The organism is Halomonas sp. M4R1S46, assembly GCF_025725685.1.
In the GTDB taxonomy this organism is placed as follows: Bacteria; Pseudomonadota; Gammaproteobacteria; order Pseudomonadales; family Halomonadaceae; genus Halomonas.
In genome coordinates this window covers 3,339,572-3,354,454 of record NZ_CP107008.1, presented here as the reverse complement: position 1 = coordinate 3,354,454, position 14,883 = coordinate 3,339,572, and the positions used below count along the sequence as shown (strand labels likewise).

The window sequence follows — 14,883 nt, the reverse complement described above, 5'->3', positions numbered from 1 at the left end:
AAACATGGATTTCGGGTTGTCAATTTATTTGGTCTTGTTGTTTCAGTGTCGACCCAGCTCCCTTGCCGGCAGTGTCGTTGGCCGGCGAGTCGAGCAGGAGGTTTGTTAACTTCATGATATATAAGATGTTTGAATAGGAACGAGTGCTTGTATACGAAGATATTGACGGATATGCCTTGCAGTGACAGGCGGTTGGTATACGATATTTAATGAAACAATAATTTCTTTGCTTGGTATCATTGAAAATATCGTACTGTCAGGGATGGCGACCCTTGCCGTCCCGTCGATTCGGTATCAGAGGGATGATGACACCGTCACCAGGGAATCCTCCTGTTGTCGGCGGCGGGCGATCTGACTGGGCTGGTCACCAAGGGAGGAAAGAATGCAGGATGAGTCGAATCAACGCGCCCGGATCTGGCAGGGAGGACTGCTGGCGCTGCTGGCCACCACGATCTGGGCAGGCAACTTCGTCGCCGCTCGGGCCGCTTCGGCCAGCATCGATCCCATCGCTCTCGCCTTCCTGCGTTGGAGCCTGGCCTCGGCATTGCTGTTGCCATTCGTGGCGAACCGGTTGCTTGCGGCCCGGCGGGCTCTGGCAGTGAGCTGGAAAGGGATCGTGGTGGCCTCCTTCTTCGGCATCACCGCCTTCAATACCAGTGTCTACATCGCCGGGAACCATATCGGTGCCACCCATATGTCCCTGGTGAACGCCGCCGCACCGATCCTCATCCTCTTGCTGTCGGTGAGTCTCCTCGGAGAGCGGGTGTCCTGGGTAGGGATTCTGGGCATGCTGCTGGCGGCCGGCGGCATCCTGTTGTCTGCGCGGGATGGAGGCTCCGCCGATCTGACCGTGGACATGGGGCGTGGGCTGGCTTGGATGACCCTGGCGGCCAGTTGTTTCGCGATCTACACGGTGATGTTTCGGCGGTTACTCGGGAGGCTGCCCTTCATGGTGTTGGTCGGGAGTTCCTTCCTGATGGGAACCTTGCTGCTGCTCCCGCTATTCGCCTGGCGAGTCGCCGTCGTGGGCATGCCGGAATGGAGTGGCCAGAACCTCTTTCTCATCGGGTATGCGGGCATCGCGGCGTCGTTGGTGGCGTTCGTCTGCTGGAACCGGGCCGTGGCGCTGATCGGTGCCGCTCAGGCCGGATACGTCTATTACCTGGTGCCGTTTCTGAGTGCGGCCCTCTCGGTCGTCTTTCTCGGTGAACTGCCGGGCCCCTGGACACTGGTCGCCGCCCCCCTGGTGGTCCTGGGCATCGTGCTCGCGGTCCGCGATGGAAGGCGCTAGTCGCCGCGAGGACGCCGGTCAGTCGAAGTCACGGACCTGTTCGTGGGCGATCTCGATGTCCTCCAGGCGAACGCGGCCCGACTTGCCGGCCAGTCGCACCGCCTGGACGCTGAGGTAGTGGATGAGCCCCATGGGGCCGACATAGGTATGGAAGAGGAAGCTGCTCGAGATGTCGCAGCTGAGCGTCCAGGTGGCGAGGGGTTTCTTGTCGCTGGACAGCGAGTCCGTCAGATAGAGCACGGGCACCCCTCGCTCATGGGCGGCGTGCATGACGCGCTCGAGCTCCGGGACACGGCGACGCATGCCCACCGCGATCAGGAGATCGTCTTCTCCGAACTCCGTGACATGCTCGCCGAACGTTTCCCCGGGATGGGGCAGCAGGTGGACCTGCTGCCGGAACTGAATGAACTGCCAGCGTGCATAGGCGGCCATGAAATAGCTGTTTCGAAAGCCGATTAGCCAGATGCGGCGCGCCTCGACGATGCGGTGCAGGGCGGCCTCGATGTCCGCCTCATTCAGTTGCTCGAAGGTGCGCGTCAGGGCCGCGACATGATCGCTCAGGAACGACTGGCTCTCCGAGGGCAGCGGCGACGAGTCCTGCTGACGTTCATGCAGATAGATCGGTGAACCCCACTGCTTGATGTCGCGGACCAGGCGGCGAGCCTCCTCGAAGTTGGTAAAGCCTAGCCGCTTGAAGAGCCGCGATGCGGCGGCCTTGGAAACGCCTGCTAGCCTGGCCAGTTCGGTGGCGTTATAGGCCGATAGCTCGCCCGGGAAATCGAGGATCAGCTCGGCGAGCTTGCGCTCGCTGGAGGGTAACTCGGAGAGGTGTGCCTGGATCCTGGCTTCCAGGGATCGGGGTCTTTCCGGGCTGGTCGGGGCCTTGCCGTTCATCATCGGTCCTCTTGGCAGCGAGGCGTTGTGGCGTGTCATGCGATTACAGTGGGAGACGACATCACGCCCATCGTTTCCTCAACCTAACACAGAAGCGCCGGCCCTGAAATTTCAATTTCAGGGCCGGCGACTAAAGTGGCCGTCTGATTGGCCCGGGTTCGTCGTCCACCTTGCGGGAACGGGCCGGCCTCATTCCGCTAAGCGAGCGCCCTGCGTCGCGGCGCCGTGGCCACGCATCAGCAGATAGTAGAAGAGCCCGCCCAGGGCGGCGCCGATCAGCCAGGCATAGCCGCCGAGCGCCTCGAGCGCCGGGACCCACACCGAGGAGATCGAGAACAGGGCGGCCAGGGCGAAGGCGCCGATGGCCCGCTTGTTCCAGCCCTTGACGTAGTAGTAGGCCCCGTCGGGGTCGGCGGAGAACATGTCCTGGATGTTCAGGCGCTGGCGCTTCACCAGGTAGTAGTCCACCACGATGATGCCGTAGAAGGGGGCCACGATGGCTCCCAGGGCATTGACGAAGCCGGCGATGCCGATCTGGCTGATCACCGAGACCCACAGCGCCCCGACGAAGAAGGCCACCACCGCGGTGATCAGCCCGCCGATACGGAAGCTGATCCTGCGCGGGAAGAGGTTGGCCAGGTCATAGGCCGGCGGGATGAAGTTGGCGACCAGGTTGATGCCCACGGTGGCGGCGAAGAAGGTGATCGCGGCGATGATCGTCAGCGGCAGGGAATCGACCCGCTCGATGATGTCCGAGGGATTGGTCAGGGTCTCGCCGAACAGCGCCAGGGTGCCGGCGGTGATGATCAGCGCGATGAAGGAGAAGAAGGCCACGTTGAGCGGCAGCCCCAGCAGGTTGCCGAGCTTCATCTGCTTCTCGCTCTTCACGAAGCGCGAGAAGTCACCGAAGTTGATCACCACGGCGGCGAAGTAGGCGATCATGGTGCCGGTGATCGCCAGGAAGGCGGTCACGGCGTTGCCTTCATACTCGCTGCTGCCGCTGAAGATGGTGCTCACCGCAGGCAACAGCTCGCTGCCGGCCTGGAACCAGACGATGATCATCAGCGCCACCATCACCACATAGACCATGGGGCCGGCCCAGTTGAGGAAGTGCTTGATCTTGTCGATGCCTTGCCAGAACAGCGCCATCTGGAAGAACCAGACGATCACGAAGGACACCCAGCCCACGGCGGACATGCCCAGCCAGGATCCACCGGGATCGCCGATGAGCGCGGTGATCAGCAGCGCCACCGCCGTGGAGGCGAAATAGGTCTGTACCCCGTACCAGAAGATGCCGATGATGGCACGCAGCATGGCCGGGAAGTTGGCCCCGCGCACCCCCATGCTGGATCGGATCATCACCGGGAAGGGCACGCCGTACTTGACGCTCGGCTTGCCGGTCAGGTTGACCAGCACCATTACCACGAAGCCGGCGAGGATGATCGCCGCCATCACCGCCCAGCCGTTGAGGCCGTAGGAGATGAACAGCGAGGCCGCCAGGGTGTAGCCGAACAGGCTCTGGATATCGTTCGACCAGACGTTGAAGATCTCGAACCAGCCCCAGGAGCGGTTGGCTTTCTTGATCGGTGCCAGGTCGTCGTTGTAGAGGCTGCGGTCGATGTGCCGGATTTCCAGCTCTTGGTCCGTCATGTCCGTCATGAGAGTGGCCTTGCCTTCTTATTGTCGGGAAAGGCCCTCCCGGTGGGGAAGGCCACGGAGTGGGTGATGCCATCACCCTCATTGTAGGGGGAGCGCGCCGGCAGGGCGCCGGTCACTCGCCCTGAAGGGTCGCGACGGCCGCACGGGCCGCGGCATTGACGGCGACGACCAGCGGGACCTCGAAGCGGGGCTGAAGCCGGAGGGCAGAGGCCGACAGCGGACCACCGCCCATGATCACGGCCTGGGCTCCGTCCTCGTCGATGGAGGCCTGCACCGCTTCCGCCAGGGCTGCATCGAGAGCCTCGGGCGATTGCACCAGCTCGGTGGGATCGCCGGGGGTGACCCTGACGCCACGGTAGAGGTGCTCGTAGCCGAGGGACGCGGCCTTCTGGCGGAACGACTCGATGAGCGCCTCGTCCGGGGTGACGGTGACGATGCCGAACGCCCGGTCGCCACGCGCGGCCTCATGGAACACCTCCTCGCCGATGCCGAAGACCGGGGTGTCGACGGCGGCGCGCAGCTCCTCGAGCCCGGGGTCACTGAAGGCAGAAACGATGATGGCCGCGACCCGTTCGTCTTCGGCCGCCTCGACGCCAATCTCGACCACGCCTGGCACGGCATCGATCATGTCCTGGGGGGTGGTCAGCAGTGGCGGGGCGTCACGATTGCTTCTACCGACCACGGTCGCCACCCCCTGGGTCTCTAGCCGGGCCAGTTCGACCATCGATTCGGTGGCGGCATCGTTCGAGTTGGGGTTGATCAGGGTAATGACTCTGGCCTCGGCGGCGCTCTCCATGGCGTTATCTCCCTCGGCCTGGGTGAGGGGCGACAGCAGGCAGAGGGCCAGGAAGCCACCGGTGATGAGACCGACACGGGAGGTGGGTGAGGGAAATGCGAGCATGCGGGAGTCTCCTTCTTGGAGTGATCCATGCAGGAAGTGCAAGGGGCGTTATCGCTTGTCGTGGGAGGTGATCGCCCCCGCCCGGCGTATGCCGGACGGGGACGGTGGGGTCATTGGCAGAAGCGCTGGCAGGGGGCCCAGTGCTTCATCAGCAGGTAGTAGGTGAGGCCGGCCGGAATCAGGCTGGCGTACCAGGACACGGACGAGAAGCTCAGGGCGACCACGGCGCCCACGGCGGTGGCGATCAGGGCCGCGTGGTTCACCCCGCGATAGGGACCGTTCTCGTCATAGAGCTTGCCGAGATCCAGGGTGCGGCGGCGGATCAGGTAGTAGTCGACCACCAGGATGGCGAAGATCGGGCCCAGGAAGGCGGAGTAGGTCTGCACGAACAGTTGCAGGCCGGCAGCGGAGTCCGGCTGCACCAGTTTCCAGGGGAAGGTGGCGAAGGCCAGCAGGCCGACGATCACGGTGGCCACCTGGAACTTCATCTTGAACACGTCCATCAGCACATAGGTCGGCGGCACCACGTTGTTGAGCACGTTGGTGGTGACCTGGGCGAAGGCGATGAACAGCAGGGTGGTCATCAGCAGCGGGGTGTTGTCCACGGCATTGGCAAACACCTGGATGGGGTCGGCGGTGCCGGTGGCCTCGGAGACCATGAAACCGATCAGGCCCATGAACAGGGTGCAGGGCAGGATCGACATGGCGTAGATGGTGGTCAGCAGCCCCGGGCCGGTGCCCTTCTTGTGCTCGCGGGCATAATCGCTGACGTTGAGCATCATGGTGCTGTAGATGCCCAGGAACAGCATGGTGGCACCCCAGAACGGCAGGCCCCAGGAGCCTTCCATGGTCAGCACGCTGGCGGAGAGTTCGTCACCGTAACGCTGCACTGTGGCGTAGAACATGTAGACCAGCGAGGCGAGGATGAAGGCACTGCCGATGTTCTCGAGCCATTTGATGCCCTGGAAGCCCATCACCGACAGGCCGATCTGCAGGAACTGGAAGGTGATGAAGTAGAAGATCAGGTTATCGAAGCCGAACAGGGTCGCCGAGACCATGTTCAGGGCGCCGGCACCGATCCAGCTCTGGAAGCCATACCAGACGATGGCGGGTACGGCGCGCACCAGCCCCGGCAGTCGGGTGCCGGAGAAGCCGAAGGCGCTGCGCGCCTGGACCATGAAGGGGATGCCATACTTGTAGCCGGCGGCGCCGTTCAGGGCCAGGGCGATACCGATCACGAAGCAGCCGATGGCGATGGCCAGGGTGGCCTGGACCAGGTTCAGGGTGCCGACCACGCTGGAGCCCATGGCGAAGGTGCCAATGGAGACGCAGCCGCCGAACCAGGCCAGGAAGTAGGAGGCCCGCCCCATGATACGGGTCTGCTGGGGCGCCAGGGACTCCTGGCCGGGAGCCTTGTGGCCCGAGATGGCCTCCGGGGGAGCCGTGCCGGCCTGGGTGGCCGGGTTGTGGGGAGTGGAGTTGCTCATCGTCGTGTCCTCGCAAGTGTCTGCTTGACTTGTGGTTATCTCCGGGGCCTGGCCCTGGAGGTCGCTTGCGGCTTGGCGTGCGCCTGTGGCGTCTTGTGGTTATGGGTTTCAGGAAGAACTACGTAGAAAACGTGCCGGTCAACGGACGGGCTGCAGATTCGAGAAACGCTTGAACTCGCCGGTAAAGGACTTGGGCCGGGGGAAGGCCAGATCGCCGTGCTTGCTAGTGCCTAGTCCCAGGCCGACCAGCGCCTCGGTCAGCTTGACCGCGGCGGTGACGCCCTCGACCACTGGCAGTCCCACAGCCTCGCCGATCTCGTCGGTCAGGTCGGCCATGCCGCCGCAACCCAGCACGATCGCGCCGATGCCGTCCTCATCGCGGGCCCGGCGGCCCTCGTCGATGATCCGGGAGAGAGCGGCATCGGCGTCGTCCTCGAGGTCGAGCACCGGGATCTCGGCGGCCCGCACCCGACGACAGTGATGACGGAAGCCGTATTGCTCGAGCAGGTGCTCGGCGATGATGCCGGTGCGCCCGAGGGTGGTGACCACCGAGAAGCGGGTGCTGATCAGGGCAGCCATGTGGAAGGCGGCCTCGGCGATGCCGATCACCGGGGCCCGGGTCAGCTCTCGCGCCGCCAGCAGGCCGGGGTCGCCGAAGCAGGCGATGATGTAGGCATCCACCCCGTCGCGCTCGCCGGCCATCACCTCCTCCAGCACACCCACGGCGCTGATGGCTTCGTCGAAGTGGCTCTCGATGGAGACCGGGCCGTGGGCCGGCTGGGTGGCGGTGATGACGGTGCCCGGGGCGGCGATCCCCTGGGCGGCGGTGCCGATGGTATCGGTCATGCCTTGAGTGGTATTGGGGTTGATGACGCGGATCTGCATCGAGGTCTCCCGTTGTCGCGTTATTATTGTGAACAAGGAAAATGCTTCTTGTACACAAAGTAGGCCGGGCTGGCGCGCAAATCAAGCCCGGCATGCTTCGCGGTGCTTCCAAAATCTCACTGAAAAACAGCAACATAAAGTATTATTAGGGAAAAGTTCTGCGCCCCATTAATTGTGTACATTAGTTGTAAGATTTTCTTCCGGTTAAAATGGATACATTAAAAATTAAAAGTGAGTACATTTCGGGCGGTTCCGCATGCCGGCCATAACCCCAGGCCGCATGCGGGGTCAGCGATCGGCTCGATGGCCCCGCCGGGCGCCGCTGCGAGCACCGTCGCCACGCCTCGGCGGGAACCGGATTGGCGGCGGTACCGATCACTGGCCATGAGGGTTGATTTTTTGTATACAAAAATGGAGTCTGTGGAGCAGGCCCCCTTCCCGGCCGGAGGACACGAGATGCGCCTGCTGATGCTCAACGGCAATACCAACACCGCCATGACCGACGCCATGGCCTCCCGGGCCAGGGCCTTTCTCGGGAGTGCGGTCGCGATCCGCGCCGAGACGGTGGGGCAGGGCGTACCCTATATCGCCTCGCGACGGGACTGCGCCCTGGCCGGGGCCGGCCTGGTGGCGAGCCTCGAGGGGCGATCCGCGGCGGATCACGACGCCGTGCTGCTGGCCTGCTTCGGCGAGCCGGGGCTGGCGGCGGTCCGCGAGGTCAGTCCGGTACCGGTCACCGGCATGCTCGAGGCCTCGGTGTTGTCGGCGATGCAGCTGGGGGCGCGTTTCTCGATCATCACGCCGGGGATGCGCTGGCCGCGCATGATCGAGGATGCCCTGCATCAGCTGGGCGCGACCCGCCACTGTCTGGGCATCACTCCCGTGGTGATCGACGACCTGGCCCTGCCCGAGCAGCGTGGCCAGGCACGGGCGCGGGTTCAGGCGGCGGTGGCGGATCAGCAGGCCCGGCTCGCCCCGGACGCGATCATCGTCGGCGGTGCCGCCTTCGCCGGGCTGACGGATGAGCTGGAAGTGCCGTCCGAGGTACGGCTCGTCGACTCCCTGGATGCCGCCCTGGCCCAGAGCCTGGCGCTGATGTACCTGACCAGGGCTCAAGCCACTTGCAAGTAGAGTGGGTACACCCTATTCTTACTTTGTATACACTGAATGTCGTCCAAGCTGACGTTGACGTGTCGCCGGGCGATAGAGAACAAGAAGGAAGCCTGCCATGACTTCGACGACACGACGCGATTATCCCCGCGACCTGATCGGCTACGGGGCCACTCCCCCCCAGGCCAACTGGCCCGGCAAGGCGAGGATCGCCGTCCAGTTCGTGCTCAATTACGAGGAGGGCGGCGAGAACTGCGTGCTCCATGGCGACAGTGGTTCCGAGCAGTTCCTGTCCGAGATCATCGGTGCCGAGGCCTATCCCGATCGCCACCTGAGCATGGAGTCCATCTACGAGTATGGCTCCCGGGCGGGGGTGTGGCGGATCCTGCGCGAGTTCGAGCGTCGTGGCCTGCCGCTGACCGTGTTCGGCGTGGCCATGGCCCTGGAGCGTAACCCCGAGGTCGCCCAGGCCTTCAAGGAGCTGGGTCACGAGATCGCCTGCCACGGCTATCGCTGGATCCACTACCAGCAGGTGCCCGAGCACATCGAGCGCGAGCACATGCAGCGGGCCATCGAGATCTTCGAGTCGCTCTATGGCGAGAAGCCGCTGGGCTGGTATACGGGTCGTGACAGCCCCAATACCCGTCGCCTGGTGCTCGACGAGGGCAGCTTCCTCTACGACAGCGACTATTACGGTGACGACCTGCCGTTCTGGACCCGCGAGGTGGACAGCCAGGGCCAGACACGGTCGCACCTGGTGGTGCCCTACACCCTGGATACCAATGACATGCGCTTCGCCGCGCCCCAGGGCTTCAACACCGCGGATCACTTCTTCACCTACCTGCGCGATGCCTTCGATGTCCTCTACGCGGAAGGCGAGGACACGCCGAAGATGCTCTCGGTGGGCATGCACTGCCGGTTGCTCGGGCGCCCCGGGCGCTTCCGCGCGCTGCAGCGCTTCCTCGACCATATCGAGGCCCACGATCGCGTCTGGGTCACGCGGCGGGTGGACATCGCCCGTCACTGGGCCGAGCACCACCCGGCTCCCCGGGGCTGAGGCGAGCCCGGATGGCAGTCCTGGTGGCTCGCACAACGACAGGCGCCGTGCCCGGTTCCCGAGCGGGAGTCGGGCATCGGGCACGGCGCCTGGTGGGGGCTGTCAGCCGGTGGCGGGGAGGCTCAGCCGACCCACTGGGTGGCCTGGGCGAACATCAGGAAGCTCAGGGAAATCAGCACCCAGGTGCAGAACAGCGGGAAGAAGAACTTGACCCACTTCTGCCAGGGCACCCCGGCGATGGCCAGCGTGGCCATGAAGTAGCCGGAGGTCGGGTAGAGGATGTTGCCGATGCCGTCGCCGAGCTGATAGGCCAGCACCGCGGTCTGGCGGGTCACGCCGATCAGGTCGGCCAGCGGGCTCATGATCGGCATGGTGACCAGGGCTTGACCGCTGCCGGACGGCACCACGAAGTTGAAACCGAGCTGGGCGAAATACATGCCGATGGCCGACAGCAGGGTGGGCAGCTCACCGACCAGGTTGCCCAGGCCGTAGACCAGGGTGTCCATGATCTGGCCATCCTCGAGTACCACGGCGACGCCACGCGCGATGCCGGCGATCATGGCCCCCACCAGCACGTCGCGGAAGCCCTTGTTGAAGCCTTCGCAGATATCCTCGGTGGACAGGCCGGCGATCAGGCCGACGACGATGCCCATGACGATGAACAGGCCGGCCATCTCCATCATGAACCAGCCCTGCGCCAGCACCCCGTAGACCAGCAGGCCGAGGAAGCCGAAGGTGGCCAGGGCCGCCCATTTCTGACGGGTGTTGGCGACCAGGGCCCCCTCGTCGGTGGCATGCTGGAAGTGGATGCGCTTCTCGGCCTCGGTGGCGTCATCGGCCATCAGGCTGAGTTCGGGGTTGCGGCGTACCCTGCGTGCATAGCGCATGACGAAGAAGATGCCGGCGCCCAGCACGGCGGCGAAGGCCAGGGCGCGCAGACCGAAGCCGGAGTACAGCGGCAGGTTGGACAGCTGCTGGCCGAGCCCCGTGTTGATGGGGTTGAGGATGCCGGTGGTGAAGCCCGCGGTGGTGGCGCACAGCGCCACGGCGGCGGCGGTCACCGAGTCGAAGCGCAGCGCGATCATCAGCGGCAGGATGACCGGCACATAGACCAGGGCCAGTTCCTGGGTGCCGATGATCGTGGCGATGACGGCGAACACGGTCATCAGCACGGGGATCAGCAGCAGGCTCTGGTTGGCGAACTTGCGGCTCAACTTGTCGACGCCGATCTCGATGATGCCGGTGCGGTGCAGCACCATGAACATGCCGCCGATCATGAAGGTGAAGAACACCACCTGGCCGGCGCTCATCAGGCCGTTGGGAATCGCCAGCATGAAGTCGACCAGGCCGACCGGTGTCGACTCGACGAACTGGAAGGAGGCGGCGTCGATGGTGATACGCCCATTGGGACCGGGGATGCGCTCGTACACGCCGGCCGGCACGAAGTAGGTGGCGATCGAGGCCAGGGCGATGAAGACGAACAGGATCACATAGATATGGGGTATCCGAAGCGCTTTCTTGGGCTTGTTGTCGGCGACTTCGGCTGCACAGGCTTGAGGTTGTTGAGACATGCGGGACCTCGGGTTGTTGTTGAATCTCGGGGGAGCCGCATCATCGCCCTTGCCGGGCGGATGGGCTCGGGGCATCGCGTGGGTACCGGTCGCTGAGGGGGGTGCCGGTCCTCACGAATGAAGTGGTCACTTGATTAGTCGCGACCGACACTGTGGGTCGCGTGCTCTGTCGTGCGTCCTCCTCCTCGGCTGTCGGGTCATTGCCGGATTGAAGCTCAATGTGGAAGGAATTTCCACAATTATTTTTTCATCAATCTGTCGATGTTGAAATTTATGTTTCGGCGGCTAAGATGGTCGTACGGGCTGACCCGAAGGTCAATGGCCGTTTCTGGAGAGGTCCCGCCTCGAGCTCGGCCCCCGTCGCCATTGGCAGTCCGTCCAGATCGTCTGCCATGCCCGGGAGGGGTGGTCATCTCACAGAGAGGAGGTTGTATGCTGGAACTCGAGGCCCGTCCCCTGACGCCTGAGGCCTTCGCGCCCTTCGGCGACGTGATCGACACCCGTGCGTCCGACTACTTCCACATCAATGCCGGCCGCACCCGGCGCTACCACGACCTGGCCAGGGTGGAGATCCTGGGTGACCAGGCCCGGGCGCTGATCAGCATCTTCGTCAGCCAGCCGGTCGAGGTGCCGCTCGAGCTGTCGTTCCTGGAACGCCATCCGCAGGGCAGCCAGGCCTTCGTGCCGATGCACGAGGAGCGCTTCCTGGTGGTGGTGGCGCCCCCTGGCGATGCCATCGACCCCAGCGAGGTACGTGCCTTCGTCACCGACGGCCGCCAGGGGGTCAACTACCGGGCCGGTACCTGGCACGCCATCCAGTCGGTGCTGGGGCGCGAGGGCGAGTTCCTGGTGGTGGATCGTGGCGGCGAGGGCAACAACTGCGACGAGTACCCCATCGACATCCGCGTGACCCTGCCGGAAGGCGAGGCCGTCGCGTCTACCCGCGAACAAGAGGAAACCCCATGAGTCAGCGTCAGTACTATGCCCCCCAGGGCGGCCACCCCGGCCAGAAGGTGATGACCACCGACCGTGCCATGTTCACCGAGGCCTTCGCGGTCATTCCCAAGGGCGTCTATCGTGACATCGTCACCAGCAAGCTGCCTCACTGGGAGAACACGCGCCTGTGGGTGCTGTCGCGTCCGCTGTCCGGCTTCGCCGAGACCTTCTCCCAGTACATCATGGAGGTCTCTCCCGGCGGCGGCAGCGAGCGGCCCGAGACCGACCCGGGCGCCGAGGGCGTGCTGTTCGTGGTGGAGGGCGAGATGGTGCTGACCCTGGCCGGCGAGAAGCATCGTATGGAGCCCGGCGGCTACGCCTTCATCCCGCCGAGCAGCGACTGGCAGCTGCGCAACGAATCCGACGCCCCGGTGCGTTTCCACTGGATCCGCAAGGCCTACGAATACGTCGACGGCATCGAGGTGCCCGAGGCCTTCGTGGTCAACGAGAACGACATCGCGCCGACGGTGATGCCGGACTGCAACGAGGTGTGGGCCACCACCCGCTTCGTCGACCAGGAGGACCTGCGTCACGACATGCACGTGACCATCGTCACCTTCCAGCCCGGCGGCGTGATCCCCTTCGACGAGACCCACGTCATGGAGCACGGCCTCTACGTGCTCGAGGGCAAGGCGGTCTACCACCTCAACCAGCAGTGGGTCGAGGTCGAGGCCGGCGACTACATGTGGCTGCGCGCCTTCTGCCCGCAGGCCTGCTATGCAGGCGGGCCGGGCCCCTTCCGTTACCTGCTCTACAAGGACGTCAACCGGCACATGGCGCTGCCTTACAGCAAGCGCCGCTGATCGGCCTGCGCACGGCAATGGAAACGACGACACCCGCCCTTCGGCGGGTGTCGTCGTGTTCGGAAAAGAAGGGCATCTCACACATCGGCAATCGATGAGCTTTCCCGGCGACAAGCCTTCGCGAGGGCGCTGTAAACCCCTCCATGGGCGCTACTTTTGCCATCCCTGGTCAAAAGACCCTCGCTTCGGTTTGTCCCCGGCGCTCATCTCGTCGAGCGTCTAGAAATGGACTCTTAGAGAGCTCGATGTCAGCCGCGATTGATATCGGTGATGGATTCGCCGGTGTGCTGGACGTGGTCGGCCAGCAGGCGCCGGGCGCGTTCGCCGTCCCGGGCCTTGAGCGCCTCGAGGATGGCGCGGTGCTCGTCGGTGGATTCCTGCCAGCGGCCGATGCGGTCCAGCGCCAGGTATCGGGCCCGCTCCAGGCGGCCGAGCAGGCGGCGATGGGTCTCCTCGAGGACCGGGTTCTTGGCGCCCGCCACCAGCTGGGCGTGGATGCGCTGGTTGAGTTCGAAGTAGGCGTCCCGGTCGCCCTTCTCGTGGAGCTTCTCGAGACGCTCCTGGAGGGCCTCGAGCTGCTTGAGTTCGGTGTTGGTCATGCGCTCGGCAGCCAGGCCCACGGCCAGGCTCTCGATGCCGGCTTCCACCTCGAACAGGTGCTCGAGCTCCCGGGGATCGATGCGGGTGACCACGGCGTTGCGGTTGCGGCGGGTCGCGATCAGTCCCTCGCTGGCCAGCATGCGCAGGGCCTCGCGCAGCGGGGTCCGCGAGATACCCAGCTGCTCGCACAGCGCCGGCTCGACGATCCGCTCACCCGGTGCCAGCTCGCCGTGCACGATCATTCGCTGCAGGATGTGATAGGCCTCCTGGGCGAGCGAGGTGGTCTGGATGCGTCGCCGGTTGGCGGTATCGTCGGCGACGGGCGCCTCGGTGTCCGTGGTCATGGGCATGGTCTCCTTGGGTCGACGGATGGAATCCCCTCGGGCCCGATATGCTTTCAGTATACGGTGCACCGCTGTGGGGCGGAAAGGCCGCCGGGTAGGCCGCGGCGGCCGGTTTGGTCAGCTCTGGGGATCGTCCAGTGGTTCCAGGAACCCCTTTCATGGCCCGACGGAAGCGATGGGCTTTTCCGGCGCCAAGCCCCGGAGTGCCGGACCATCGCGAGGGCGCTGTAGACGCTCGGCGGGAAGAACATCCACCGGATGTTCCACTCTTTCCGCCTCGCCCCTGGTCAAAAGACCCTCGCTCCGCCGTGTCCCCGGCGCTCATCTCATCAGCTATGCGAATAGGTGCTTTACGGGGCACTTGCGGGTGCCGCGGGAGCGTCTCCTCTGTGGCGGGGCGAAAAAGCGGCGGCCCGGGTTATCAGGCGCCCTGCGTGGCGAGTGGCTGGCGGCCGACCAGGCGCGACAGGGCCTCGGTCAGGCCGCGGCAGTCCTTGGTGGGAGGCGCGGCGAAGCTGCCGCCGCTGGGCGCGGCGGGGGCCAGGTCGACCATGGCCTGGGCCTGGTGGAGGGCGCAGGTCACCCCGTCCAATGCCGGCACCGGGAGGCGTTCGGACACGCTCCGGGCCAGGCCGGCCAGGGGCGCGCCGGCCAGGATCAGCACGTCGGCGCCGTCGTCGGCCACGGCGCGCTCGGCCAGTGCCACCAGGCGCTCGCCCTGGTCCTCCTGGACGCGGCCGATATGGGCCAGCGGCTCGTCCAGCGCGCGGATGCTGGCCAGGCGGTCGGCGAAGCCGTGGGCGGCGATGGTCTCCCGGTACCAGGCCTGGATGCGCTGGGAGATGGCGATCACCGAGAAGCGGCTGCCCTGCTGGCAGGCGCTGACCAGGGCGGCCTCGGTCATGCCCACCACCGGGATGGGCAGGATCTCGCGCAGCGCGGTGAGGCCGGGGTCGCCGAAGGCGGCGACCACCACCGCGTCGTGCTCTGCATGCGCCTCGGCGGCGACCTGCATGGCGGCATAGCCGCCGATCTGGGCCTCGGCCCGGGTCTCGATGTAGGCCACGCCGAACGGCGCGGTGGCCATGGTCAGCTCGGTGCCGGGCCGGGTGCTGCGCCGTGCCTCGGCCTCGATCAGGCGGGTCACGTCCGTGGAGATGTTGGGGTTGATGACCAGAAGTTTCATGGCGTGTTCTCTTGTCGTTCCTGGTTGGCGTCGGTGTTCCGGGCGCAGGGGCCCGGCCCCGCCCCTTGGGGCGAGGACGCGCGTCGTCGTTATTTCGTT

The 14,883-nt window shown here is 65.2% G+C and carries 13 protein-coding genes; 5 read left to right on the top strand and 8 right to left on the bottom strand.

The window, feature by feature from the left end; genetic code table 11:
* Positions 1-382 precede the first annotated feature (382 nt).
* Positions 383-1,291, top strand: coding sequence for a DMT family transporter (locus tag OCT48_RS15550; protein ID WP_263590040.1), 909 nt, complete (start codon positions 383-385; stop codon positions 1,289-1,291).
* A gap of 18 nt (positions 1,292-1,309) precedes the next feature.
* Here the strand turns inward: OCT48_RS15550 and OCT48_RS15545 are convergent, their stop codons facing one another.
* The 5 genes from OCT48_RS15545 to OCT48_RS15525 all read right to left on the bottom strand — a co-directional run bounded on the left by OCT48_RS15545 (position 1,310) and on the right by OCT48_RS15525 (position 7,117).
* On the bottom strand, positions 1,310-2,224 hold the full coding sequence (locus OCT48_RS15545; RefSeq protein WP_263590039.1) for a MurR/RpiR family transcriptional regulator: 915 nt from the start codon (positions 2,222-2,224) through the stop codon (positions 1,310-1,312).
* Between the two features lie 150 nt (positions 2,225-2,374).
* Positions 2,375-3,835, bottom strand: a complete 1,461-nt coding sequence (locus OCT48_RS15540; protein WP_263590038.1) for an NCS1 family nucleobase:cation symporter-1 — start codon at positions 3,833-3,835, stop codon at positions 2,375-2,377.
* Between the two features lie 121 nt (positions 3,836-3,956).
* Positions 3,957-4,745 carry an aspartate/glutamate racemase family protein gene (locus OCT48_RS15535; RefSeq protein WP_263590037.1) on the bottom strand — a complete coding sequence of 263 codons (789 nt, stop codon included), beginning with the start codon at positions 4,743-4,745 and terminating at the stop codon, positions 3,957-3,959.
* Between the two features lie 110 nt (positions 4,746-4,855).
* Entirely contained in the window at positions 4,856-6,232 is a 1,377-nt protein-coding gene (locus tag OCT48_RS15530; RefSeq protein WP_263590036.1) for an NCS1 family transporter, read from the bottom strand.
* A 138-nt stretch (positions 6,233-6,370) separates the two neighbouring features.
* Positions 6,371-7,117, bottom strand: coding sequence for an aspartate/glutamate racemase family protein (locus tag OCT48_RS15525; protein WP_263590035.1), 747 nt, complete (start codon positions 7,115-7,117; stop codon positions 6,371-6,373).
* A gap of 456 nt (positions 7,118-7,573) precedes the next feature.
* Between OCT48_RS15525 and OCT48_RS15520 the strand changes: the two genes are divergently transcribed.
* Positions 7,574-8,248: an aspartate/glutamate racemase family protein gene (locus OCT48_RS15520; RefSeq protein WP_263590034.1), complete on the top strand. Its 675-nt coding sequence runs from the start codon at positions 7,574-7,576 to the stop codon at positions 8,246-8,248.
* 97 nt (positions 8,249-8,345) lie between these two features.
* On the top strand, positions 8,346-9,284 hold the full coding sequence (gene puuE / locus OCT48_RS15515) for an allantoinase PuuE (RefSeq protein WP_263590033.1): 939 nt from the start codon (positions 8,346-8,348) through the stop codon (positions 9,282-9,284).
* A gap of 122 nt (positions 9,285-9,406) precedes the next feature.
* Here puuE and OCT48_RS15510 read toward each other — a convergent pair whose 3' ends face one another.
* The gene (locus tag OCT48_RS15510) at positions 9,407-10,855 is read right to left on the bottom strand and encodes a YfcC family protein (protein ID WP_263590032.1); all 1,449 of its coding nucleotides are present in this window, start codon (positions 10,853-10,855) and stop codon (positions 9,407-9,409) included.
* A 432-nt stretch (positions 10,856-11,287) separates the two neighbouring features.
* Here OCT48_RS15510 and OCT48_RS15505 point away from each other — a divergent pair, with 432 nt between their 5' ends.
* Together OCT48_RS15505 and OCT48_RS15500 are read left to right on the top strand one after the other, a co-directional pair.
* A complete protein-coding gene (locus tag OCT48_RS15505; protein WP_263590031.1) occupies positions 11,288-11,821 on the top strand; it encodes an ureidoglycolate lyase in 534 nt (177 codons plus the stop codon).
* A complete protein-coding gene (locus OCT48_RS15500; protein WP_263590030.1) occupies positions 11,818-12,654 on the top strand; it encodes a bifunctional allantoicase/(S)-ureidoglycine aminohydrolase in 837 nt (278 codons plus the stop codon). Before OCT48_RS15505 ends, OCT48_RS15500 begins: the two co-directional genes overlap by 4 nt.
* Positions 12,655-12,902: 248 nt before the next feature.
* On the opposite strand, the gene OCT48_RS15495 is transcribed toward OCT48_RS15500, so the two are convergent.
* Together OCT48_RS15495 and OCT48_RS15490 are read right to left on the bottom strand one after the other, a co-directional pair.
* Positions 12,903-13,598, bottom strand: a complete 696-nt coding sequence (locus OCT48_RS15495; protein ID WP_263590029.1) for a GntR family transcriptional regulator — start codon at positions 13,596-13,598, stop codon at positions 12,903-12,905.
* A gap of 421 nt (positions 13,599-14,019) precedes the next feature.
* Positions 14,020-14,784, bottom strand: coding sequence for an aspartate/glutamate racemase family protein (locus tag OCT48_RS15490; protein ID WP_263590028.1), 765 nt, complete (start codon positions 14,782-14,784; stop codon positions 14,020-14,022).
* Positions 14,785-14,883 lie beyond the last annotated feature (99 nt).

Coding starts and splice junctions, on each gene's coding strand:
- OCT48_RS15495 (WP_263590029.1), bottom strand. CDS start 13,598: ATGACCACGGACACCGAGGCGCCCGTCGCCGACGATACCGCCAACCGG.
- OCT48_RS15505 (WP_263590031.1), top strand. CDS start 11,288: ATGCTGGAACTCGAGGCCCGTCCCCTGACGCCTGAGGCCTTCGCGCCC.
- puuE (WP_263590033.1), top strand. CDS start 8,346: ATGACTTCGACGACACGACGCGATTATCCCCGCGACCTGATCGGCTAC.
- OCT48_RS15520 (WP_263590034.1), top strand. CDS start 7,574: ATGCGCCTGCTGATGCTCAACGGCAATACCAACACCGCCATGACCGAC.
- OCT48_RS15500 (WP_263590030.1), top strand. CDS start 11,818: ATGAGTCAGCGTCAGTACTATGCCCCCCAGGGCGGCCACCCCGGCCAG.
- OCT48_RS15510 (WP_263590032.1), bottom strand. CDS start 10,855: ATGTCTCAACAACCTCAAGCCTGTGCAGCCGAAGTCGCCGACAACAAG.
- OCT48_RS15540 (WP_263590038.1), bottom strand. CDS start 3,835: ATGACGGACCAAGAGCTGGAAATCCGGCACATCGACCGCAGCCTCTAC.
- OCT48_RS15535 (WP_263590037.1), bottom strand. CDS start 4,745: ATGCTCGCATTTCCCTCACCCACCTCCCGTGTCGGTCTCATCACCGGT.
- OCT48_RS15550 (WP_263590040.1), top strand. CDS start 383: ATGCAGGATGAGTCGAATCAACGCGCCCGGATCTGGCAGGGAGGACTG.
- OCT48_RS15530 (WP_263590036.1), bottom strand. CDS start 6,232: ATGAGCAACTCCACTCCCCACAACCCGGCCACCCAGGCCGGCACGGCT.
- OCT48_RS15545 (WP_263590039.1), bottom strand. CDS start 2,224: ATGACACGCCACAACGCCTCGCTGCCAAGAGGACCGATGATGAACGGC.
- OCT48_RS15490 (WP_263590028.1), bottom strand. CDS start 14,784: ATGAAACTTCTGGTCATCAACCCCAACATCTCCACGGACGTGACCCGC.
- OCT48_RS15525 (WP_263590035.1), bottom strand. CDS start 7,117: ATGCAGATCCGCGTCATCAACCCCAATACCACTCAAGGCATGACCGAT.